Raw genomic sequence first — 20,775 nt, 5'->3', positions numbered from 1 at the left:
CCCGTCCCGGTGCCGACCCCGTGATGGTCTCGCCCCCAAGGACCCTCGTGACTACCTCCCTACCTGCGTTCAGGCTCGCATGTACGCAAGGAGCCGCAAACCCCAGAGGTAGGAGACCACCGTGGCGATAACGTTCTACGGCAAGGACCCGACCAATCCTGGCAACAACTGTCCGGCCGTGTTCCGGGACGAGTCAACGGGTGACTTCTTCTTCCAGGGGAGACCGTTGTCGACCCAGAGACCCTGGCGAGGGTCGCAGCCGACAGCCCCATCCTGGACACGGAGTCAGTGGTGCGACTCCCCGAGCGCATGATCGAGATCATCCTGGAGGCATGCCGTGACAGAGTTCGGCGACCTGCTGGCGAAGTGTGAGCGCACAGCTTTCAAGCTGGAGTTCCGGGACCAGTACATGACCGGCGATCCCGGCTACCTTGCCTGGGAAGCCGGAGATCTCACCGAGGCGGTACGGCTGTATTCAGAGTGGACCGCCACCGCCCGTACGGCGATCGCGCGGGGGGTGGACATGCGGAGAGTCCGCGTCGTGTCCGAGCCGGTGAGCACCTACATCGCCTTCGAGCACGCCGTGACGCCGGGGGTGAACCTGGCGGCCGGCGAGGCGATCAGGTGGCTCCCGAGGCGCCTGGCCTCAGATCTGGCCCTTCCGGGAAACGACGTGTGGATCTTCGATGGCCGCATGGTGCAGTTCTGCCACTTCGCGGGCGACGGCGCGTGGGTCTTCAATGATGAGACCGATGATCCGGCAATCGTGACGTTGTGTTCATCGGCGTTCGCGGCTGCCTGGGATCGCGCCACCGACCACGAGGAGTATCGGATCCAGTCGTCCTGCTGATCACGACTCGCACACGCTCATGCCCACCCCGCATTCCTCCAGCTCCAGCGCTCAGGCGGCCAGACAGGCCCTTGCCTCCCGGCTGCGCGACCTACGGCTTGACGCGCGCCTGACCTCCCGAGCCCTGGCGGCTTTGGCGGGGTGGCATGAGGCCAAGACCTCACGGATCGAACACGGCAAAAAGCAGCCGTCCGAGAGCGATATAGCGGCGTGGGTGCAGGTATGCGGAGTGCCCGGCCTGCTCCCCGAGCTGATCGCCGAACTGCGGGCGGTGGACTCGGCATGGTTGGACTGGCAACGAGCCGAGAAATCGGGCCTGACCCACTTGAATGCCGCCGTCCGGGAACTGTACGAGCGGACCAAGCTGTATCGCTCCTACTGCCAGGACGTCATTCCCGGCCTTCTTCAGACGGCCGGGTACACCACGGCCACCCTGTCGGCGATTCGCGACGGCAGGCGGGTACCTGTCGACGACGTTGCCGAAGCCGTTGCCGAGCGGATGGCTCGCCAGCACATCCTGTACGAGGGCGACCACCGGTTCGTGTTCATCCTGGAGGCTGCGGCGCTGACTTACCGGCGCGGCGGTCCTGAAGTGATGATCGGTCAGCTTGGTTACCTGCTGGAAGCGATGGCGCTTCCCTCTGTTTCTTTGGCGGTGATCCCGCCCCATGTCGAGCGGGCGGGGCGGTGGCCTGTCGAGAACTTCTACATTTTCGATCATGTGCAGGCGAACGTGGAACTGGTGTCCGGCTTTCTCACGATCACGCAGCCGAGAGAGATCACCATGTACGCCGAGACGTTCACCAGGCTTCATGAGATAGCCGTTTTCGGACGGGAGGCACGGACCCTAATCAAGGCAGCCATGGACTCTCTGGAGTAGGTGTCCGCAAGTATCCGCAAGCTTGTGGTGCTCTGGAAACCCCCGCTCCTACTGTCTGGGTTATGGCATCCGGACAGACAGTGACAGAGGCCCGCGCCGGGGGGCAAGAGAGCGACGAAACGGCGAGCCCTGCCGGGCAAGAACTTCCCGAGGGGTTGATTGACCTCGCACGGCTGGTCAGTGCGCAAGGTGTTCGAACGTCGATCATTCACTATGTGGGGCTCCACCTCCGCGGCCACCGGCCACTCCCGTTTCCGCGAGACGACCGCTTCGAGCTGATCGCCCACAGCCACGACGGCTGGGAGGTGGCGAGCGTGACCGTGGGAGACCGTTCCGGCTGCTTCGTGGTCTCGCTGCCCTCGGTGAGGGTCACGACCCAGATGGTGAACGCCGACCAGCAGCACGCGGTGGTGGACCTGATCCTCGCCGCGCTGTCGAAGGATGTCGCGTGAGGCGGGAGATCCCGGAGTGCGACGGCACGAAGAACCCGGACGGCTTTCTTGAAGCACGTCGTGAGGGCAGTCTCGCGAACGCCCCGGACGAGGTGAGCGCGGCGACGTTCCGAGGTCTTCAGCTGGGGTGCCCGGCCGCGCGGGTGGTGTGGTCACTCGTACCGGACAGGGAGACAGAATGACCGGCGCCGTGCCGACACAGCTTCGTGTTCCCTATGTCATCGCGCATGCCGACGAGGTCGCGCCGCAACGCCTGCGGTTCGCCCGGCGCCCGCTTGGTGGGCTGCGGCTCGTCTACGACGATCCGCGCCGGGGCGACATGGCCTGCGGGGTGCTGCGCGTTCGCGTCCTGAACAACCGGCAGGGGCCGCCGCAGTGGCGCAAGCTCAACACGTTGCGTCAGTGGCGGTGCATGGGTGCGACGCGAGGTCGCGCATTACGAGTGAACGGACAGGTTGGAGGCCGGTTATGCCGGGTGTGTAGTTCCTGATCGGTGTTCGAGATCGGTCCCCGCCCTGGCGTGCGTCCGCAGGTCTTGCCTGTGGGGGTACGGAGCCCAGGGTAGAAGCCCAAGGGCCCCTGTTCCGTCTGGGGGAGCAACCGGGCGAGGGGAAGGCCGGACGGGCGAACGTGAGTAAACCCCTGATGACGCCTCGTCACGCCAAGCTCAGGCAGGCGGGATGAAGATCTGAGTGTTAGGGCCTGGCCGCTGGAAGAGGCGGCGAGCGGCGGCCGGAGTTCATACGCCGGTCGTGCGGACACCGCTGGCCCCGGGGTTAAGGGGGCGCCCACCCCGACCATCACCATCAACACACCCGTGAAGCCCTCCGTGGCTTGCTTGAGCCGAGGTGCGGGGAAAACCCGCTCGCCCGGTTCTGAGGGGGCCCTGGCGCAGCAATGCGCCGGGGCTACCCGACAGAAGCTGCGGTACCAGGTCTGCGGGCAGGCCGCGACCGACCCCGGCACGGGACGCATCCCCTGGATCATGACCGACACCGCGTTCCGCGAACTCCCCGAGGACCCCGCCGGGGGCCTCACGAGTGCGCCCCCGACCTGCCGGGCCTGCATTCCCGAGGCGCTGGCCACCTGCCCTCAGCTCGGAATCTCCTCGACGGTCTGCACCGTCGCCCGCGCCCAGCCCGCCGCCGTACTGGCCGACATGTTCACGCCCGGTCCGGGCCAGAGAGCCATCCCCACAGGGGAGCACAGCGTTTCGGTCATTCCACCTCTCTGGGCAAAGCGGATGGACTCCGCAGACCTCCGCTTCCGCCGACATCTCCGGAAGAGTTTCGCAATTCTCCATTGCCGCCGTTCCGCATGTGTGACTGGCTCCTGAAACCGCCCACCCACATCAAAATAACCGGCGACCTGGAGACGGTGCTGGGCTGGCTTGATCAGCAGTGGCGGCAGCTTGAGCCGTCCTTCGCCTACCCCGGCCAGGAAAAACACCTGGGCAGCGGGCCTGAGCGACTCCAGGTCGCCGGAGACGCGCTGAGGCATTGCGGGAGCATGGCGTGGGGACACTGGTTGAAAGGGGAACGCTTCGGCCACACCGCCGCGGTCGGCTGCCCCGACGTACACGCCCCCCACTATCGGTGCCCGACCGGCCCGTGAGCCGGTACGTCGATCCACGGCCGATCCGGGCGCCGGTGCCTGGAGCCACTGCTCCGGAATGAGGAGGCACAGCGATGAACGACGAGCCCATTCTCGTCACCGGTGCCGGTGGGGCCGTCGGGGGTGTCGGCCACACCGTGGTCGGGCTGCTGCGCGGGCGCGGCCTGCCCGTGCGGGCGATGGCGCACCGCGACGACGAGCGCGCGGACGCGCTGCGTGCCCTCGGGGCCCAGGTGGTGGTCGGTGACCTCACCCGGCCCGCCGACGTGGCGGACGCACTCGACGGCTGTTCCCGGATGTTCTTCGGCATGAGCGTGTCACCGTCGTACCTGGAGGCCGCCGCCACCGTCGCGACGGTGGCCCGCGCGGTGGGCGCCCTGGAGGCCCTGGTCGGCATCTCGCAGATGACCGTGTCCCAGATGAGCGCGCTGAGCACCGAGGAGTCCCACCAGCAGCGGCTGCACTGGCTGTCGGAGCAGGTGCTCGACTGGTCCGGGCTTCCCGTCGTGCACGTCCGGCCCACCGCCTTCCTGGAGAACCCGATGTTCACGACGCTGGCCGAGCGTTCCATCGCCGACAGCGGGACCATCCGGCTTCCCTTCGGGACCGGCCGCACGTCACCGGTCGCGGCCGGCGACGTCGCGGCCGTGGTCGCCACGATCCTGGAGGACCCGCGACCGCACATCGGGCACGTCTACGAGCTGACCGGGCCCCGCTCCCAGGAGATGACCGGCGTCGCCGAGGAGTACTCCCGGGCGCTGGGGAGGAAGGTCACCTACGTGGACGTCCCGCTCGACACCTGGGTCGACGAGGTTCTCGCACCCGCGGGGCTGCCGCCGCACACCGAGGAGCACATCGTCACCATGGCGCGCCTGCACCGCGAGAACCGTTACGACCGGGCGACCCGGGACGTCGAGGCGGTTACGGGACGGCCCGCGACGACGGTGGAGGAGTTCGTCGCGGAACGGGCCGCCCGCTTCACCCGGTGAGCACCCCAGCCGTCCGGATTTGTCCGGTGAGCGGAGGGACACCCTCTGACGTGGGTCGTAGTTCCGGGCCACTACGCCTCCGGTGCCGGGCACGCCGCGCTCCTCGGCCGGGCGGCGGCCACCCGGACGACGCCGACCTGGTACGGCTGCTCGTGTACGGCGCGATCACCGCTGTCGAAGGCGTCGAGGCGTCGATCCGCCGGGATCTGCCCGCACCGTCCGGAGCAGGATCGCGACCGACACCGCCGCCGTCGCCATGAGGGCGGCGCACAGGAGCGCGGCGAGCTGCATCCCGCCGGTGAAGGCGGTGCGGGCGACGTCGAGCAGCTCCGCCGCGGCCTGTTCCGGCAGCCGGGCGGCCTCCCCCGCCGCCCCGCCCAGGCTCTCACCGGCCGGCCCCGAGCCGTCCGGGGGCAGGCCTTCGGGGGCCGCGGCGGCGAACCGCCCTCGGTAGACGGCCAGGCCCACGCTGCCCAGTATCGCGACGCCGAGTGCCCCGCCGAGCTCGGTGGCGGCCTCCAGGACCGCCGAGGCCGAGCCCGCGCGCTCCGGCGGGGCGGCCTCGACGATCATCCCGGACGCCAGGGCCTGCACCGCGCCGATCCCGGCTCCCGGCAGGAGCAGCCCGGCGACGAGCAGCCACCGGTCGGAGCCCGCGTCGATCGTGCTCATCACCAGGAACCCGGCGGCGGCGAGCGCCATGCCCGCGCCCATGACGTATCCGGGGCGGACCCGGCGCGAGATCCCCGCGGCCAGGAGCGAGCCGACGAGTGCCATGCCGGCGGCGGGAAGCGTCAGCAGCCCGGCCACCAGCGGCCGCAGCCCGAGCACCAGCTGCAGATACTGCGCGACGAAGTAGAACAGGCCCACCAGCGCGAAGACGGCGAGCGTGCTCGTGACCAGCGGCATGGTGAAGCCCCGATCGGCGAACAGGCGCGGGTCGAGCATGGGGTCGGCCAGCCCGCGCTGCCTGCGCAGGAACACCGCGCCGGCCGCGAGCCCGGCCGCGACCGCGAGCACCGCCACCGGACCCGGGCCGCCGGTGGCGAACTGTTTGACTCCGTACACGACCGGCAGCACCGCCGCCAGCGACAGCGCGGCACCGGGCAGGTCGAATCCTCCGGAGGCCGGGGCACGGTACTCGGGCAGCAGGACGGGTCCCAGGACGAGCAGCAGGACCATGACCGGAACGCTGATCAGGAAGACCGAGCCCCACCAGAAGCGCTCCAGCAGCCACCCGCCCACGATCGGCCCGAGCACGCTTCCCCCGGCGAAGCTCGCGGCCCACAGTGCGACGGCCGTCCGGCGCTGTCGCGGGTCGCGGAACATGTCGCGGATCAGGGCCAGTGTCGGCGGCATCAGGCTCGCCGCCGCGGCCCCTTGCAGGGCGCGGGCCGCGATGAGCAGCTCGGCGCTGGGAGCGTACGCGGCGGCGACGGACGTGACGCCGAAGACGGCCGCACCGGCCAGCAGCAGCCTGCGGCGGCCGATCCTGTCGCCCAGGGCGCCCATCGCCACCAGCAGGCCCGCCAGCAGGAACGCGTAGACGTCGACGATCCACAGCAGCTGGGGTCCGGTGGGCGCGAGGTCGGCGCTCAGGAAGGGCAGCGCGAAGTACAGCACCGTCACCGTCACCGAGACGAGCAGCACGGGCAGCACGAGCACCGCGAGCCCGAGCCACTCCTTCCCGCCGGCCACGCCCTTCACCATGTCCCGACCTCCGTGGGTACGCTGTACGCCTCTGAACGCATACATCGTACGCACAACTGCTGGAAATCAACAACGATCCAAGCTGGGCCAGAACACGCGGATTTTCAGGCCAACGAAGATGGCTCCTGCCCGCCTGGGCTCGAATTTCATCACACCGATATCTATTACGTCACGGAAAAACGCGTGTTAGAGTTTCGTCACCGGCAGCCGAGTGTGACGTAATGGAGTGAGGGAAACGCGTGTCGACGTGCGTACAGTGCGGGGAGCCGCTGAGCGCGGCGGCCCGGGGGCGGCGTCCCCGATACTGCTCGCGGGCCTGCCAGGCGCGGGCGTACCGGACCAGGACGGCCGAGCGGGCCGCGTCCCCTCCCACACCCGCACCCGCGCCTGCCCCCTCCCCCGCCCGCGACATTTCCGGCACGCTCGCGCGGTCCACCCGGGTGGCGGAGGCCGGAGCGGAGCCCCGCGAGCCCCGGGACGGGCTGAGTACCGGGCGGATCGTGCGCACCGCGATCCGCATCGCCGACACCGAGGGGCTGGACGCGCTGTCGATGCGCCGCGTCGCGGCCGAGCTGGACGCGGGCACGATGTCGCTGTACCGCTACGTACCGGGCAAGGACACCCTGATCGAGCTGATGGTCGAGGCCGTCTTCGCTGAGAGCGCGCCCCCGGACCCCGTTCCCGGAGGCTGGCGCGCGGGGCTTGAGCTCGCCGCGAGGCGGGAGTGGGCGATGTACTCCAGGCATCCGTGGGTGCTGCGGGTCATCGCCACCCCCCAGCCGCCGCTCGGGCCGAACGTGCTGGCCGACGTCGAACGGTCGATGCGGGCCGTGGACGGCCTCGGCCTGGATCCGATGACGATGCACTGGGTGGCCATCATGGTGAGCGCCCAGGTACAGGGCTCGGCCCTGCTGCTCGTCAACGAGGTGGAGGCCGAACGGCGTACCGGCGTCACCACGAGACAGTGGCGCGCCCTGAAGGCGCCGATGCTCCAGGAGATCCTGGAGTCCGGCCGGTTCCCGATGCTGTCCAGGCTGCACGAGGAGCGGGGCGACGCGATCGACCTCGACGAGTGGTTCGAGTTCGGCCTGCGGCGCCTCCTCGACGGTCTCACCGTCCTGATAGAGAGCCGCCGGACGGGACCGCCACACGACGAACCGCCGCACAACAGACCGATACACGACGAACTGGTACACGACGGACCTGTACACGACGAACCGTCGCACGATGTGGCGCCCGCGGGCACGGAGTCCCGAGGCGACCCGGAGCCCGCGGATATGGAGCCCGGGACCTCAGACGACGTCACGCCTCGTGACAGCGAGGCCCCACCTCAGGCCCGGAGCCTGGCGTAGAGCCGGCGGCACTCCTCGTACGCGGGGAGCAGGCCCTGCCGCCGGGCCTCGGCGAGGGGCGGGGCCGTCGCGTCCTTGTCCGACAGCAGCGGCGTCACCCCGGCGGGCCACTCGATCCCCAGCTCCGGGTCGAGCGGATCGACCCCGTGCTCGCGCCCCGGCGCGTATCCCTCCGAGCAGAGGTACACCACGATCGCGTCGTCGGTCAGCGCCATGAAGGCGTGGCCGAGCCCCTCGGAGACGTAGACGGCCCGGTGGTCCTCGTCGTCCAGGATCACCGACTCCCACCGCCCGAAGGTGGGCGACCCGACGCGGATGTCGACGACCACGTCGAGAACCGCACCCCTGACGCACTTGAGGTATTTGGCCTGACTCGGCGGAACGTCGGCGAAGTGCACGCCGCGCAGCGTCCCCCGGCGCGAGACCGAGTAGTTCGCCTGCGAGAGGGCCAGGGTCTGGCCGGTGGTCTCGCGGAAGGCCTCCACCCGGAACCACTCGTGGAAACTGCCCCGATCGTCGGGGAACACCTTCGGTTCGAACACCCACGCACCCTCGATGCCGAGCGGACGCATGCTCACCTCTCCTTCCGTGGCCCCGCCTCATCCGGGGGCGGCTCCCGGAGGAACGGCACGCGTGGCGGGTGCTCCCCAGCGGAGTCTTCAGGACCGCCGGCCCGTTGTGAACCCGCCGCCGTGCGCCGTGAAGGCACGCGCGGCCTTCCGGGGGACCGTTCCAGAGCCCGGCGGGCGGGTTGTCCCAGGTGGGCACCCATCAGGCCGGTGACCGGCCGCGCTGTCCACTTCCGGCCATCGAAGGCGCCGAAGGGGGCCACGCGGTCACGTGGCCCCGTGGCCGTCGGCGGACCCGGCACCGGGCCTTGACGACGCCCTGACAGCCGTACGACACCGAGGACGCGTAACATCGGCGTTCTGCGACATTCATTCGATTCCTGCTCACGAACTCACACGGACACACAGAGGATCATGAACGACTCCTTCATCCCCGCCGCCCGCGCGGCGGCAGGCAAGGCCGGACCCGGCGGCACGCCCGCGCGGCGGTCCTCTCGGTCGGAGAACGGCACCGCCACGCCCGCTCCGGTGGAGGCGTCATGACGGACCTCCTGCGGAACCCCGTGAAGAACTACGACTGGGGTTCGCACACGGCCATCGCCACGCTGGCCGGGCGTCCCTCCCCCGCCGAGCTGCCCGAGGCGGAGATGTGGTTCGGCACCCACCCGTCCGGTTCCTCGTCGGTGCTGCGCCGGGGGACGTGGCACTCCCTCGCCGAGACGGTGGCCGCCGCCCCGGAGACCGAGCTGGGGAAGGAGACCGTCGAGCGGTTCGGCTCGCGGTTGCCGTACCTGCTCAAGCTGATCGCCGTGGACCTGCCGCTCTCGCTCCAGGTCCACCCCTCCCAGGAGCAGGCGCGGGAGGGTTTCACCCGGGGCACCTACGTCGACCCGTTCCCCAAGCCGGAGCTGATCTGCGCGCTGACCCCGTTCACCGCGCTGGCCGGGTTCCGTCCTCCCGAGGAGGCCGCGGCCCTCATCGGCGGGCTGGGCGTACCGGAGCTGGAGGCCGTCGTCGCGCCGCTGGCGGCCGGAGACGCCTCCGCCGCGCTCCGCGCGCTGGTGGAGTGGCCCAAGGACGGCAGGGCGGATCTCGTGGCCGCCATCGTGCGGGCGGCCACGGCCGCGGGAGGCCCCGAGAACGAGCTGGTCGTACGCCTGGCGGGGATCCATCCCGAAGACCCCGCCTGCCTGGCCCCGCTGTTCCTGCGGCGCCACGAGCTGCGGCCCGGCGAGGCGCTCTTCCTGGGCGCCGGGGTCCTGCACTGCTACCTGAGCGGGTTCGGTGTGGAGATCATGGGCGGCTCCGACAACGTGCTGCGCGCCGGGCTGACCGGCAAGCCGATGGACGTGGAGGAGCTGCTGCGGGTCACCGACCCCTCGGTCCCGGCCCTGCGGGTCGAGCCGGTCGGCAACCTCTACCGCACGCCCGCCCCCGAGTTCCGTCTCGGTACGGCCGTCCCCGGTTCCGGCCTCACCCTGGAGGGCGGGGTGCCGCGCATCCTGCTGTGCACCGAGGGCGAGGTCGAGACCGGCGGGCACACCCTGCGTCCCGGCGAGTCGGCCTTCGTCCCCGCCGCCCACGGGCCCGTCGAGCTGTACGGCCCCGGCACGGTCTTCTGGGCGGAACCGGGAACCGCGTAGGCGCCACACCCCACCGAACCGCGCTCCCCCGGCCGTCCCTCGCGACGCCGGGGCCGGAGGGCGCGGGCGCGCGAGACGCCGGGCGGAGCGCCCGCCACCTCCGGGTATCGAGCGCCTCCGGCCGGGGACGAGCACGCGCGGGACGGCGGGCGGGCGCCCTCGTGTCCATACCGGCCTGCTATGGCGGATAACCCCGGAGGTAGGCGGGGCGTCCCCACCAGCGAGGCTGGAGGTATCCGATGACACCGTCCGACGACCTCACGGATCCAGACCTCCGTCTGGAGCTGATCCTGGTCGAGGTACTGCACCACGAAGCCGAGCACCTCGCGACCGGCTGAGCGTCCCGGTCCCGGCTCCCACGGGGGGAGCCGGGGCCAGGGCGTGCCGCTCGGTGTCTCCGGTGGGTGACCGGCCCGCACTACCACCTGCTATCTCACCTTCAAATATCATAAGAGGGGCAATCACAATTCCGGTTGTCTCCGCAACCGCTATGAGCAGGCGGTATAACGTCCACCGAAACGTAACGCGTTCACGCGAACGCGAGGTGTTATGGGTTAAGGCCTCACGGAACCCTCACCCGGTGGAGTTCACAATGGAACCCGCACTGCTCATCGTCGCCGTGCTCGTCATATGGGTTATCTCCGACTGGATACGTAATTACCTATCCAAATGCCGCAAGTGCCGAGGATCCGGCACCTTGAAATCCACCTTCTTCCCTCGCCAGTACCGTCCCTGCCCGCGCTGCAGCAAGGGCGAGGTCAAGCACGGCTTCGCTCCCAAGAAGTGACCCGGAGGCAGGACGTGAGGAGTCTCCCGGTGCGCCCATCCGCCTTCCACCGGAAACCGGAATTCCGCCCGGCACATGACACGCACACCGGGATTTCCCGGAAATCCCCCGTGCCGGCCAGACACGTGATCCTTTCCCGCCGCCGTTCGAACCTTTCGCAGGGGATTGACGTTTCAGTATCGTGAAGCCTTTCCACGGTGTGCGCGTCGCCCTGGCCCTGACGGCGACATGCGCGGCGGCCGTACTGATCTCACAGGCGGTGCGCGTGCCGTCTTCCGTGCCCGCGTCGTGCCCGGAGCGATGGGGTGGCGACGGGCCCGGCGGCTGGGTGCCCGCCGCCACCGACCTCGACGGGGCCGGGGAGTCACTCGTCCCCGGAGAGCCGCTCTCGGCGATGATCTGCGCCTACCCGGGGGACAGCACCCGCCCGGGAGGCGAGCGGCTCGCCGGATCCCGGATCCTGACCGGCGAGGCCGGGGCCATCGCCCACGACCTGGGCTACCTCCCGGTGACCACGGACGATCCCGGCGGTCCGTGCACGCAGGCGGGCGGGGCGATGACGAACTATCTCATCCGGTTCGCCTATCCCCGCGGGGAGGCCCTGTGGGTGGGCAGCGCCGAGGAGGTCAACTCCTGCGTGACGACGACGAACGGCACCGTCGGCACCCGCTCGTACGTCGGGCGGGACATCACCGTCGCCTACCGGACCGGAACGTGGAGCCCCGTGCGGCCGGACGACCCCTGCCACGGGCCCACCGGGCGCCGGGGCCAGAACGAGCGGATGGTGCCCGGCGAGCCCGTCTCGGTCCTGGTCTGCGGGCAGCCCACCTCGTACGGCGGGCGCTCCCCCCGGCTGGAGCACGGCAGGCAGACGGCCGAGGCCCTGGCCGCGACACTGAACTCCCTGGACACCTGGCCGAGCGAGAAGGTGTGCCGCAGGACCGGGGGCACGCGGGACGGTGACCTCCGGGTCCTGTTCGGCTACCCGGACGGGCCGCCCGCGGACGTCCGGGTCTCACCGTCCTGCGATCCGGGTGTCGACAACGGGCTGCTCCAGGCGGACCTCGGCGAAACCGTCCGCGACCAGGTGGCGCGACTCGCGCCACCTTCCTAGACGCCACCTTCCTGGACACCACCGGCCCGGACAGCGGCGCCCCGCGGTACGGCGGCGACGCCGTCTTCGTACCGTCCGCCGGCCACGTCGCTCACTTACGGTTTCCGCCGACCGGCTCGGGGCGGCAGGTGTCGAGCATCTCGCCGAGGGCGGCCTTCTCCTCGGCGGTGACGGTGAGGCGGTAGTGGTACTTCACGTCCGCCCAGGCGCGGGCGTACATGCAGCGGGAGGCGGCGAGCGGCGGCTTCCACGACTCCGGCCCCCGGTCGCCCCTGCTCCTGTTCGACGCGGCGGAGACGGCGAGCAGCTGCGGCCGTTCCAGGTCGTTGGCGAAATTCTCGCGCTCGGCGTCGCTCCAGGTGTCGGCACCGGAACGCCAGGCGTTGGCCGGCGGCACGATGTGGCTGACATCGACGTCGTCGGCGGAGCTGAGGGTGCGCCCGTCGTACACCGAGTACCAGGAGCCCGACACCGCCCGGCAGGCGTCGTCGCGCTCCACGTTCTGGCCGTCGCGCGCCAGCACGATCTCGCGGGCGTCGCAGGCCGAGGCGCGCGGGCTCCAGTGCGGGAAGCGGTCCGGACCGTAGCCCGCCATCGACCGCGGCTCCACGACGGTCAGCAGGTTCAGCTTGGCGCGGGCGATCGGCGGGACCGACGGCTCGGGCAGCCTGACCGCGGCCACCGCCGGCCCGGCGAGGGTGGCGAGGAGGGCGGGAAGGGCTGTGAGGGCGGCGGCCGTACGGCGCCATGGTCGTGTCAGCATGTGCCACCACTACCAGTGAAGATCGCTCCGAGTAACGAGAAACGCCGCCACCGCCACGGACCGTGATGGATATGCGGGAGAACATTCCGCCCCCACGGGAACGGCCGGCCGAGGTTCGCCCCGTCTCCCGATCGCGAGTTCCGGAACCCTCGGACCCCTCCGCGTACGCCTCGCGATTCCCGGCCAGGCGTGTACCAGTGGTGTGTACCACCAGTACACTCCGAGCATGCGAGTTGTCATCAAAACCGTGGGCACCGTCCTCAGCGCGATCCTCCTCAGCTACCCGTTCTGGGCGCCGGAGTGGGGGCTGGGGATCCTGGGCGAGATCGGAGCGCTGGGAATGCCCGGCGGACTGATCGCCATCGCCGTTTTCTTCGGGCTCGTCGCCCTGTACTGCCGCGCCCTCCAGCGAACGATGACGCTGATAGGGCCCGAGGCCAGGACCGCCTCCCCCGCGTCGGTGTGGTGGATGTTCGCGATCCCCTACAACTTCACCGAGGACTTCTTCATCGTGCGGGCCGTCTCCACGTCGCTGGCCGCCTCGACGACCGCCGGCACACGCGTGCGGGGCGGATTCGTCCGATGGTGGACGGTGATCGGATACGGCTGGTGCGCTTTCCAGATCCTGTCGCTCTTCCCGGGAACAGCCGGATACGTCGGCGGAGCGATCGCCCTCCCGCTGTGGGCCGCACACTGGATCATGACGGGCCGCGTCAACCGCAGGCTTGCCACCCGGCAGCCGGCCGTCCCGCTGACAGAGAGCCTTTAGGAAACCCATGCCGCTTCCACGCTTCGACCGGCTGCCGGCCGACGCGCGAGCCTCCATCCTCACCGTCGCCCGCACCCACTTCGCGCGCGACGGCAAGGACGCCGCGTCCTTCAACCAGATCATCGCCGAGGCCGGCATCTCCAAGACCTCCGCCTACCACTACTTCGACGGCAAGGACGACCTCTTCGGCGCCGTGGTCGCCGACGCGGGCGGCCGGACGCTCACCGCGCTCGGCCCCTGGGCCGACGTGGCGACCGGGGACGAGCTGTGGGAGCAGGTGGCGGCGGGTACGACACGGCTGGTGGCGCACCTGCGCGAGCATCCGGACGACCGGGCCGTACTCGCCGAGCAGCCCTACCTCGCCCGCGACAGCCACTCCTGGATCCACAGGCTCGTCGCGAACGGCCTGCGCATCGGACTGATCGATCCGTTCCCCGGCGTCGAGCTGACCACCGTGACGACGGTCGGCGTCTTCGACGCGCTCGACACGTGGGCGCTCGACCACCCGGGCGAGCCCGGTGACTCCGTCGCGGACACGCTCACCCTCTTCCTCGCCCGGCTCTGGAACACCGCTCCCGGGGACGAAAACACCGGGGCGTAGACCGCGCCGGCGGCGTGCCGACCACCGCGACCGACGCCGACGCGGTCCCCGACCGGTCACGGCGGGGACCGCTGTGGCGCCGGGCCGGTTCAGTTGACCGGCGCGCCCGGCCCCAGGGGGATGCCGAGGGCCCACCAGGCCAGGAAGAGCAGGGTCCAGGCGGCGGTCATGGCGATGGCGAGCGGCAGGGTGTACGAGGCGAGAGTGCCGATACCGGCGTTCTTGCGATAGCGCTGGAGGAATCCCAGGGCCATCAGGAAGTACGGGCTCATCGGCGTGATGGCGGTGGAGCCCGAGTCGGCGATGCGGAACAGGGCCTGGGTGGTCTCCGCGGGGACATGGACGAGCATCAGCATGGGGACCAGGACCGGTGCCGCCAGGGCCCACATGGCGGAGCCGCTGGTGACCATGACGTTGACCAGGGTCAGCACGATCAGGATGAGCAGGAAGACGACGACGATCGGCATCCCGCTCTGCTTCAGCGCCTCCGCGGCGTTGACCGCCAGGACGTCCCCTATGTGGGTCCAGTCGAAGTAGGCGAGGAACTGGGCGATCGCGAAGAACAGGACGAGCACCGGCGCCATCTGCTTGACGCCCTCCACCATCAGTCTTGGCACGTCACCGGGCCTGGTGATGGAGCCGGAGCGCGTCCCGTAGACGATGCCGACGAGCGCGAACAACATGGCGACGACCGCGGCGATGCCGTCCAGCAGCGGGGACTGGACGATGCTGCCGTTCTCGCCCCTCAGCGGCGAGGAGCACGTAGGCGTCCTCCCCTCCGACGATCTTCGCGGCGGCGGTGGTGATGCCGGCGAAGATGGCGTCGTTGGGGGTCGGGACCGGGCTGGCGTCGTACCCGGAGGCGATGGACGTGTAGGCGACGACGATGCCGAGGATCGGTGAGCGGCCGACGGCGCGGAAGGCCAGGCCGCCGAGGGGCACCAGGATGATGTAGGCGGCCGCCGACGCGACATGGGCCACGGTGCCCGCGAAGGCGACCGCGAACACGACCCATGAGGCGGAGACGCGGGAGACCCCGACCTTCATCAGCGCCGCGAGGAATCCGCTGCGTTCGGCCACCGCGACGCCCATGATGACCACGATGATGGTCGCCACGGGCGGGAACGTGGCGAAGTTCTCGATCATCGTGGAGACGGCCATGGCCAGGCCGTCACCGCTGAGGAGGCTCCGGACCGCGACGGTCTCGCCGTCGCCGGGTGAGACCACGGAGACACCCATCCCGGCCAGTGCCGCGCTGACGACGACGAGGATCCCGGAGAGGATCCAGAACAGCCAGAACGGGTGGGGCAGGGCGTTTCCGGCGCGTTCGACGACCGCCATCGCCCTGACGATGCGCGGCAGCGGGGGGTCGGCGGACTCCGGTGGTGTTTCCGGTGTCGCAGGACTGGTGGCGGACATGGCGGCTCCGTACGGGGAAAAGGGCAGCCCGGTATGAACGGGTGCTGCTGTGGGGGATGTCGGCGGTCCCGCCCGCGGTGCGGGACGGTCACGGCCGAGGGCGCGGCGACGGCGACCGGACCTGACCTGACCGCCACCGGGCGCCGGACGCCGGACGCCGGGAGGCGGGAGGCGGCCGTCGGGAGGCGGCCGTCGGGAACGGGGGCGGCGGTGTCGGACCGGGCCCGAGGCGGTGCCGGCTCGAAGGCCCGGGGCGATGCCGGAAGTGCGGTCGGTGAGAGGGATCGGCGAGAGGTGCCGGGAGGCGGCGAAAGGCGGCTGGTGAGAGGGACGGCGAGGGTCGGTGAGAGGGGTTCGGTGAGAGGAACGGCGAGGGTCGGGGAAAAGAGTTCGGTGAGAGGGGGTCAGCGAGTCGTGGTGCGGGACAGCCGGTGACGGTGCAGGAACTCCCACAGGACCCGGTGGGCTTCGATGGTCTGGGTGGTGTATCCGCCACCGCTGTAGCTGTCGGCGCCCGGCCAGGTGTGACCGCCTTCGCGGACCGCGACGTGCCGCACCTCGGCTCCCCTGTCACAACCCACCCAGCGGGAGATCGTGATGTCGGGTTCGATCACTCGGTCGGGGACCCGCTTCGCGCAGTTGTCACGCCGTGCCCACGCGGCGACCCAGTCGGGGATGGCGGGCAGGCCCCGGTCGGCGTCTCCGGTGTAGGGAATGGTGACGTCGCCCGTACCGTGGAAGTCGATGACCGGCACGGGGCGGGAGGGACGGCAGTCCTCGCCGGTGGCGGGGTAGAAGGCCCCGGCCACCGGGGCGATCGCGGCGATCCGGTCGGCCATCCGGCAGGCGAGCAGGCCGGTGAGTCCGGCACCGTTGGACTTCCCCGTGGCGTACACGCGACGCCGGTCCACGCAGAGCCGGTCCTCCAGCGTGTCCAGCAGATCCGAGGTGAACGCGACGTCGTCCACCCCGGGCGCCGCGTAGGGCGCACCCTGCCATGCCTGCCGGTCGCCGTCCCCGGTGCCGATGACGCCGTTGGGGTAGGCCACGACGGCGGGTAGTTCGGAGAGCTTGGAGAACTCCTCGGTTCCGGCGCCCGTGTTGCCGCGCCCGTGGAAGGCGAGAACGACGGGCCACGCGCGGCGGGGGGTGTAGTCCGGCGGGAGATGGAGCTGGTAGGTCCGCTCGATCCCCTGGCTGGTCAGGGAGTGCAGGACACTCGTCCCCGGCGCCTGGGGTGCCGGGGTGCGACACCCGCCGGACGGAGGCGCCGAGGTTTCGGTGTTCGGGGCCATGGCGTACGCGGGAGCGAGCGTGCCGCCCAGGAGTACGAGACCGGCGGCTGTCGTCGCGGTGAGGGTGCGCAGGAGAACTCTCGCGCCTGTCATGACGGCTCCTATCGTCGGCCGCGTCCAGACGGCCGTTCGTGATTGTTCGCGACGGCGTTCGCCGCCGTGCTCGTGGCACGGCACGCCGGCGAACGGTGAGGGGTGGGACCGGGGCTGGATGGGATTGGCGTCCGGCCAGGTGAGGAGGGGGACCGGGGCTGGATCGGGCTGACGTCCAGCCAGGTGATGACGAAGATGCGGTGAGGAAAGATGAGATCCAGGCTGGATCGGGGCTAGGCGTCTAACCAGGTGGTGACGAAGGTGACGATGCGGGCGACGGCCGCGTCGACGATGGCCCGGCCGCCTTCCGGGGTGGCGTCGCGGGGGTCGCCGAGCACGCCGTTGGAACTGAGCAGGTCGTAGCGCACCGTGAGGGTGGGGTGGCCACCGTTGAGCGACAGCCGGTGGACCGGGTCGAGTTCACCGGCATGGGTGGTGCCGGGGGCGAGCCGCTCGGTGTGCACCAGGTGAGGTGCCAAATGGAGCATCTGGGCGGTCTCCGCCTCGCCGCTGTGCCCGTGGATCTCGCTGACCCCCAGGCCGGCCACCACGTCACCGGCGAGCGAGGTCAGCGGGGTCCAGGCGAACTGCAGGTCCGGATGGGTGGTGAGCAGGTCCTGGGCGACCGTGGTGAGGGTGGCGTTGTTGCCTCCGTGGCCGGTGATCACGAGGATCTTCCGCCAGCCGTGCCGGTACAGGCTGTCGGCGTACTCGCGAACCACCGCCGCCAGCGTCGCGGTCGTCAGGGTGACGGTGCCCGCGAAGGCGAGGTGGTGCGGCGAGACGCCGACCGGCACCGACGGTCCGATCACCGCGGAACCGGCGAGTTCCGCGGCCACCAGCTCGGCGACGTGCTCGGCGCGGACGGTGTCGGTGGTCAGCGGCATTCCGGGCCCGTGCTGCTCGAACGCGCCCGCCGGAATGATGACCAGCGGACTGGCGCGCACGGCCTCGGCCGCTTCGAGCGTCGTCATCTCGCCGAGCCGCGTGGGGCGTCGCGGGCTCAACGGTCCGCCTCGGGAAACTCGGCGGCCACGACCGCGTCCCGGATCGCCGTGAGGTGCTCGCGGGTGAGCCGTTCGGCCGCCGCCGCGTCGCCGTCGCGTACGGCTTCGAAGATCTCCACGTGCTCGGCGTGGTCGCGGGCCCGGTCGTTGTACCGGTGCCGGATCTCGACCTGCTCGCGCGCCCGTACGTGGAACAGCGCTTCGACGGTTTCCCGCAACAGCGCGTTGCCGCTGGCCGCCGCCAGGGCGACGTGGAAGTGCGCGGCCTGGCGGAGCGACTCCCGCGGCGGGTACAGGGCGTTGACGGACGCCGCCTCCAGTTTCTCGACGGCCTCGGGGACCCTGGTACGCGCGGCGAGCGCGGCGATCACCGGCTCGACGACCAGGCGGGCCTCGACCAGTTCGAGCACCGACTCCCGGGTGCTGCGGGGCAGGTGCGGATTGGCCAGCAGCCGCCGGTCGACGCCGGGTCCCACGTAGGTGCCCGACCCGTGCCGGAACTCCACCACGCCGGTGGCCTCCAACCGGCGCAGTGCCTCGCGCACCGTCGGGGTGGTGACCTCGAAGCGACGCGCCAGTTCCCGCGAGGAGGCCAGCACGTCGCCCGGTCCCAGCCGCTCACTGCGGATGATCTCGACGATGTCGTCCGCCAGACGCTCGGACAACGACTGCTCGCTGTAACTCATAAAGTGAATAGATCACTTGATCTCTTCGCGTGTCAATGAGTGTGACCTGATTGTCTCCGGAGCATCACTCGTCCCGCGCGTCCCATGTGAGGCTCGCCCGCGGGCAGGCGCCCTCCCGGGCCCCCGGCACCGGCACGCCACCGCGAGACGACTCCCCCGACCCGCTCCCCGCCCGCTGTGTGCCCGCAACGCACCACCGCCCGCTGTGTGCCCGCACGCGCGCCGCCGCCCGCTGTGTGCCCGCACGCGCGCCGCCGCCGCCGAAAGTTCCCTGCACGGACAGACAATCACCTGGCGCGCATCGTCAACACGAATCGTGTTCACGCGTGTCACCATTCCACAAAGCGTCCGTGAATCCCAATCAAGGGCGGACAGAAGAACGAAAGGTACGGCCTGATGAATCGAACGGCAAAACTCTCCGGCGCGCTCGCGTCCCTCGGCATGGCCGCCGGACTGCTTTTCACCCCGGCTGCGGCGTCGGCGGACGCCGAGGCGACGCTGGCGAGCCCCGTGACCCTCAGATTCGCGGACAGCACCACCATTTCCAGGAACGCCCCGGGAATAGCGAATTTCCTCCCCCCCAAAGTGGCCGCCACGGTAAGCGGGGGAAGCTGGTCGGGATACGTCCAGTACAACGATGGTTCCAGAACCAATTTCTGCCCCTCGCGGATCACCAACTTGGCTCCCAAGCCGGCCCAGACGCTGTTCATATCAGCCACGAAGGCGCCGGGGTGCCCGTAAGGTCCCCGCTCGGATTCACCGTGACGGCGGGTTACTACCAGTGGCTGTGAACGCGGCTGTATCACCCCGAACCCGTGTTGGGTTCGGCGGGCCTTTTGTCATCGCGTGAAGAACCCGCCACGGAGTTCTGTTCCCGCCCACGCGATTCCTACCGGGACCCTGCGATTCCTGCCGGGACCGTCCCGCGGGCATTGGCCGTCCCAGGCCGGCGCGTCCCGGTGGCCCGGCGGTGAGCCCCCGCCCAGGAGGCTCACCGCGGTCGACGGTCGGGCGGCGCCTTCCTGCCCGGCCGTTTCCTCTGCCCCTGGACCTTCAAGCTCGCCGCCGAGGTACCCGTCACCTGCCCCTCGTCCAGCGGCTTCGCGTCCGGCCACGGCCACCGCTCCCTCAGGGCCGGTGGCCGCGTTCGGCCGGCGGGTTCCCGCCGTCGCCTGACATCCGGCGGGGCGTCGTCACATTTCCCGGTCGCGTGATGTCGTGGGCTTCAGCACCTTCTTCGCCTTCGCCATCAGCGTGAGCGCCACCGCCGCGAAGGCGAGCGCGAGCAGGGTGAAGAGGGTGAGCGACAGTTCGTCCGTCCAGCCCAGCAGCCGGGGCGATGCCGTCGAGACGGCGAACAACCCGAAGAACAGCAGCGACCATCCGTACGGCCTCACCTGCAGGACCCCGCCTCGTCCGGAGATCACGCGCGGAACCCGGCTCGTCATCAGCACGTGAACGCCGTGCGCGGCCATCACGCATCCGGCCGCCAGAAGGGCCCAGCTGAACGCGACTGACAGTGCGTGCACGCTCATCGGGATCGCACCTCCCTGGCTGCCGACGGTGAGCGGAAACGATATTTCCCATCTTCGACCGCCTGCCCCGCGAAAGGTGCGGCAAACCAGCGGCACCCCATCCGCCCGTACGGCGGCACGCGGATTCGACGTGTCCTCTCCCGCTCCGGGAAGAGTTCTCCCCCGGCCACTTCCGGCTCGGCCCCGGGGAGCGGGTCGGCCCCGTTCTCGTCACCGGTATCCGCGCCGCGAGAATGCCGTGAAAACAAATGAGGTGAGACCGCCGGAGCCCGTCGGTAGTCTCATCTCATCAGGTCGGGATGGGGCAGTGGTTAGCCCGGCGGGCTCATAATCCGCAGGTCGCAGGTTCGAATCCTGCTCCCGATACGCGGTCACCGCTGCTCTCGTGCGTCCAGCGGCCCAGGACGACCGGGCGCCCTTCGGGGACCCGGCGGCGCCGGTTCGAATCCGGCCGGGAGCCCCTTCTTTTTCGGCGCGCCCATCCGATCGGCGCCACTCCGGGCCTCGGGAATATCCCGGTAGCCAAAACGAACAGGTTCCAGGGTCGGGCGTGCCGATCTAGCTCGAATACTCAACCCTGATCACGACATTTCCCGTTTTCTGGCCTGTCTCGACGTACTGGTCCGGGAACCGGGGTAAGAGCTACC

24 protein-coding genes and 2 tRNA genes are annotated in these 20,775 nt (G+C 70.3%); 16 read left to right on the top strand and 10 right to left on the bottom strand.

Annotated features, from left to right (window positions below; translation table 11 throughout):
• The first annotated feature begins 337 nt into the window (after positions 1–337).
• From OG587_RS23545 to OG587_RS23515, 7 genes are all read left to right on the top strand, one after another.
• Positions 338–850, top strand: coding sequence for a DUF6879 family protein (locus OG587_RS23545; protein WP_329093657.1), 513 nt, complete (start codon positions 338–340; stop codon positions 848–850).
• 19 nt (positions 851–869) lie between these two features.
• Entirely contained in the window at positions 870–1,730 is an 861-nt protein-coding gene (locus OG587_RS23540; RefSeq protein WP_329093655.1) for a helix-turn-helix domain-containing protein, read from the top strand.
• A gap of 215 nt (positions 1,731–1,945) precedes the next feature.
• Entirely contained in the window at positions 1,946–2,182 is a 237-nt protein-coding gene (locus tag OG587_RS23535; protein WP_329093653.1) for a hypothetical protein, read from the top strand.
• The gene (locus OG587_RS23530; RefSeq protein WP_329093651.1) at positions 2,179–2,364 is read left to right on the top strand and encodes a hypothetical protein; all 186 of its coding nucleotides are present in this window, start codon (positions 2,179–2,181) and stop codon (positions 2,362–2,364) included. The genes OG587_RS23535 and OG587_RS23530 overlap by 4 nt, the downstream gene beginning before the upstream one ends.
• A complete protein-coding gene (locus OG587_RS23525; protein WP_329093649.1) occupies positions 2,361–2,672 on the top strand; it encodes a hypothetical protein in 312 nt (103 codons plus the stop codon). Before OG587_RS23530 ends, OG587_RS23525 begins: the two co-directional genes overlap by 4 nt.
• Positions 2,673–3,499: 827 nt before the next feature.
• A complete protein-coding gene (locus OG587_RS23520) occupies positions 3,500–3,796 on the top strand; it encodes a hypothetical protein (RefSeq protein WP_329093647.1) in 297 nt (98 codons plus the stop codon).
• A 74-nt stretch (positions 3,797–3,870) separates the two neighbouring features.
• A complete protein-coding gene (locus tag OG587_RS23515; RefSeq protein ID WP_329093645.1) occupies positions 3,871–4,785 on the top strand; it encodes an NAD(P)H-binding protein in 915 nt (304 codons plus the stop codon).
• 165 nt (positions 4,786–4,950) lie between these two features.
• Here the strand turns inward: OG587_RS23515 and OG587_RS23510 are convergent, their stop codons facing one another.
• Complete coding sequence (locus tag OG587_RS23510) at positions 4,951–6,495, bottom strand: MFS transporter (RefSeq protein WP_329093644.1); 1,545 nt, start codon at positions 6,493–6,495, stop codon at positions 4,951–4,953.
• A 239-nt stretch (positions 6,496–6,734) separates the two neighbouring features.
• On the opposite strand from OG587_RS23510, the gene OG587_RS23505 reads away from it, so the two are divergent.
• Positions 6,735–7,847 (top strand): TetR/AcrR family transcriptional regulator, encoded by a 1,113-nt coding sequence (locus OG587_RS23505; protein WP_329093642.1) that lies wholly within the window; start codon positions 6,735–6,737, stop codon positions 7,845–7,847.
• Here the strand turns inward: OG587_RS23505 and rfbC are convergent.
• The gene (gene rfbC, locus OG587_RS23500) at positions 7,826–8,419 is read right to left on the bottom strand and encodes a dTDP-4-dehydrorhamnose 3,5-epimerase (RefSeq protein ID WP_329093981.1); all 594 of its coding nucleotides are present in this window, start codon (positions 8,417–8,419) and stop codon (positions 7,826–7,828) included. The genes OG587_RS23505 and rfbC overlap by 22 nt on opposite strands.
• A gap of 411 nt (positions 8,420–8,830) precedes the next feature.
• Here rfbC and OG587_RS23495 point away from each other — a divergent pair, with 411 nt between their 5' ends.
• The 4 genes from OG587_RS23495 to OG587_RS23480 all read left to right on the top strand — a co-directional run bounded on the left by OG587_RS23495 (position 8,831) and on the right by OG587_RS23480 (position 11,960).
• A complete protein-coding gene (locus OG587_RS23495) occupies positions 8,831–8,959 on the top strand; it encodes a hypothetical protein (RefSeq protein ID WP_329093640.1) in 129 nt (42 codons plus the stop codon).
• Positions 8,956–10,059: a mannose-6-phosphate isomerase, class I gene (manA, locus tag OG587_RS23490; RefSeq protein ID WP_329093638.1), complete on the top strand. Its 1,104-nt coding sequence runs from the start codon at positions 8,956–8,958 to the stop codon at positions 10,057–10,059. The genes OG587_RS23495 and manA overlap by 4 nt, the downstream gene beginning before the upstream one ends.
• A gap of 592 nt (positions 10,060–10,651) precedes the next feature.
• A complete protein-coding gene (locus OG587_RS23485) occupies positions 10,652–10,846 on the top strand; it encodes a hypothetical protein (RefSeq protein ID WP_329093636.1) in 195 nt (64 codons plus the stop codon).
• 181 nt (positions 10,847–11,027) lie between these two features.
• Positions 11,028–11,960, top strand: a complete 933-nt coding sequence (locus OG587_RS23480) for a hypothetical protein (RefSeq protein WP_329093634.1) — start codon at positions 11,028–11,030, stop codon at positions 11,958–11,960.
• Positions 11,961–12,051: 91 nt separating this feature from the next.
• On the opposite strand, the gene OG587_RS23475 is transcribed toward OG587_RS23480, so the two are convergent.
• Positions 12,052–12,723 carry a GmrSD restriction endonuclease domain-containing protein gene (locus OG587_RS23475; protein WP_329093632.1) on the bottom strand — a complete coding sequence of 224 codons (672 nt, stop codon included), beginning with the start codon at positions 12,721–12,723 and terminating at the stop codon, positions 12,052–12,054.
• Positions 12,724–12,949: 226 nt separating this feature from the next.
• Between OG587_RS23475 and OG587_RS23470 the strand changes: the two genes are divergently transcribed.
• Together OG587_RS23470 and OG587_RS23465 are read left to right on the top strand one after the other, a co-directional pair.
• Entirely contained in the window at positions 12,950–13,492 is a 543-nt protein-coding gene (locus OG587_RS23470) for a hypothetical protein (RefSeq protein ID WP_329093631.1), read from the top strand.
• Positions 13,493–13,499: 7 nt separating this feature from the next.
• Positions 13,500–14,093, top strand: coding sequence for a TetR/AcrR family transcriptional regulator (locus tag OG587_RS23465; RefSeq protein WP_329093629.1), 594 nt, complete (start codon positions 13,500–13,502; stop codon positions 14,091–14,093).
• Positions 14,094–14,182: 89 nt separating this feature from the next.
• On the opposite strand, the gene OG587_RS23460 is transcribed toward OG587_RS23465, so the two are convergent.
• The 7 genes from OG587_RS23460 to OG587_RS23430 all read right to left on the bottom strand — a co-directional run bounded on the left by OG587_RS23460 (position 14,183) and on the right by OG587_RS23430 (position 20,128).
• A complete protein-coding gene (locus OG587_RS23460; protein ID WP_329093979.1) occupies positions 14,183–14,794 on the bottom strand; it encodes an AbgT family transporter in 612 nt (203 codons plus the stop codon).
• On the bottom strand, positions 14,712–15,512 hold the full coding sequence (locus tag OG587_RS23455; RefSeq protein WP_329093627.1) for an AbgT family transporter: 801 nt from the start codon (positions 15,510–15,512) through the stop codon (positions 14,712–14,714). The genes OG587_RS23460 and OG587_RS23455 overlap by 83 nt, the downstream gene beginning before the upstream one ends.
• Before the next feature lie 404 nt (positions 15,513–15,916).
• Positions 15,917–16,900, bottom strand: a complete 984-nt coding sequence (locus tag OG587_RS23450) for an alpha/beta hydrolase family esterase (RefSeq protein ID WP_329093625.1) — start codon at positions 16,898–16,900, stop codon at positions 15,917–15,919.
• 233 nt (positions 16,901–17,133) lie between these two features.
• Positions 17,134–17,874: a creatininase family protein gene (locus OG587_RS23445; RefSeq protein ID WP_329093623.1), complete on the bottom strand. Its 741-nt coding sequence runs from the start codon at positions 17,872–17,874 to the stop codon at positions 17,134–17,136.
• 29 nt (positions 17,875–17,903) lie between these two features.
• Positions 17,904–18,593 (bottom strand): FadR/GntR family transcriptional regulator, encoded by a 690-nt coding sequence (locus tag OG587_RS23440; RefSeq protein ID WP_329093622.1) that lies wholly within the window; start codon positions 18,591–18,593, stop codon positions 17,904–17,906.
• 329 nt (positions 18,594–18,922) lie between these two features.
• Positions 18,923–19,303, bottom strand: a complete 381-nt coding sequence (locus OG587_RS23435; RefSeq protein WP_329093620.1) for a hypothetical protein — start codon at positions 19,301–19,303, stop codon at positions 18,923–18,925.
• 483 nt (positions 19,304–19,786) lie between these two features.
• On the bottom strand, positions 19,787–20,128 hold the full coding sequence (locus OG587_RS23430) for a hypothetical protein (protein ID WP_329093618.1): 342 nt from the start codon (positions 20,126–20,128) through the stop codon (positions 19,787–19,789).
• A gap of 293 nt (positions 20,129–20,421) precedes the next feature.
• Between OG587_RS23430 and OG587_RS23425 the strand changes: the two genes are divergently transcribed.
• Both OG587_RS23425 and OG587_RS23420 read left to right on the top strand, forming a co-directional pair.
• Positions 20,422–20,494, top strand: a tRNA-Met gene (locus OG587_RS23425).
• 13 nt (positions 20,495–20,507) lie between these two features.
• Positions 20,508–20,587: transfer RNA gene (locus OG587_RS23420), tRNA-OTHER, on the top strand.
• Positions 20,588–20,775: the final 188 nt, after the last annotated feature.

It is taken from the genome of Streptosporangium sp. NBC_01469 (assembly GCF_036227305.1).
In the GTDB taxonomy this organism is placed as follows: Bacteria; Actinomycetota; Actinomycetes; order Streptosporangiales; family Streptosporangiaceae; genus Streptosporangium.
Note: the sequence above shows the minus strand (reverse complement) of the source record. Positions and strands in the feature narration are given on the sequence as shown.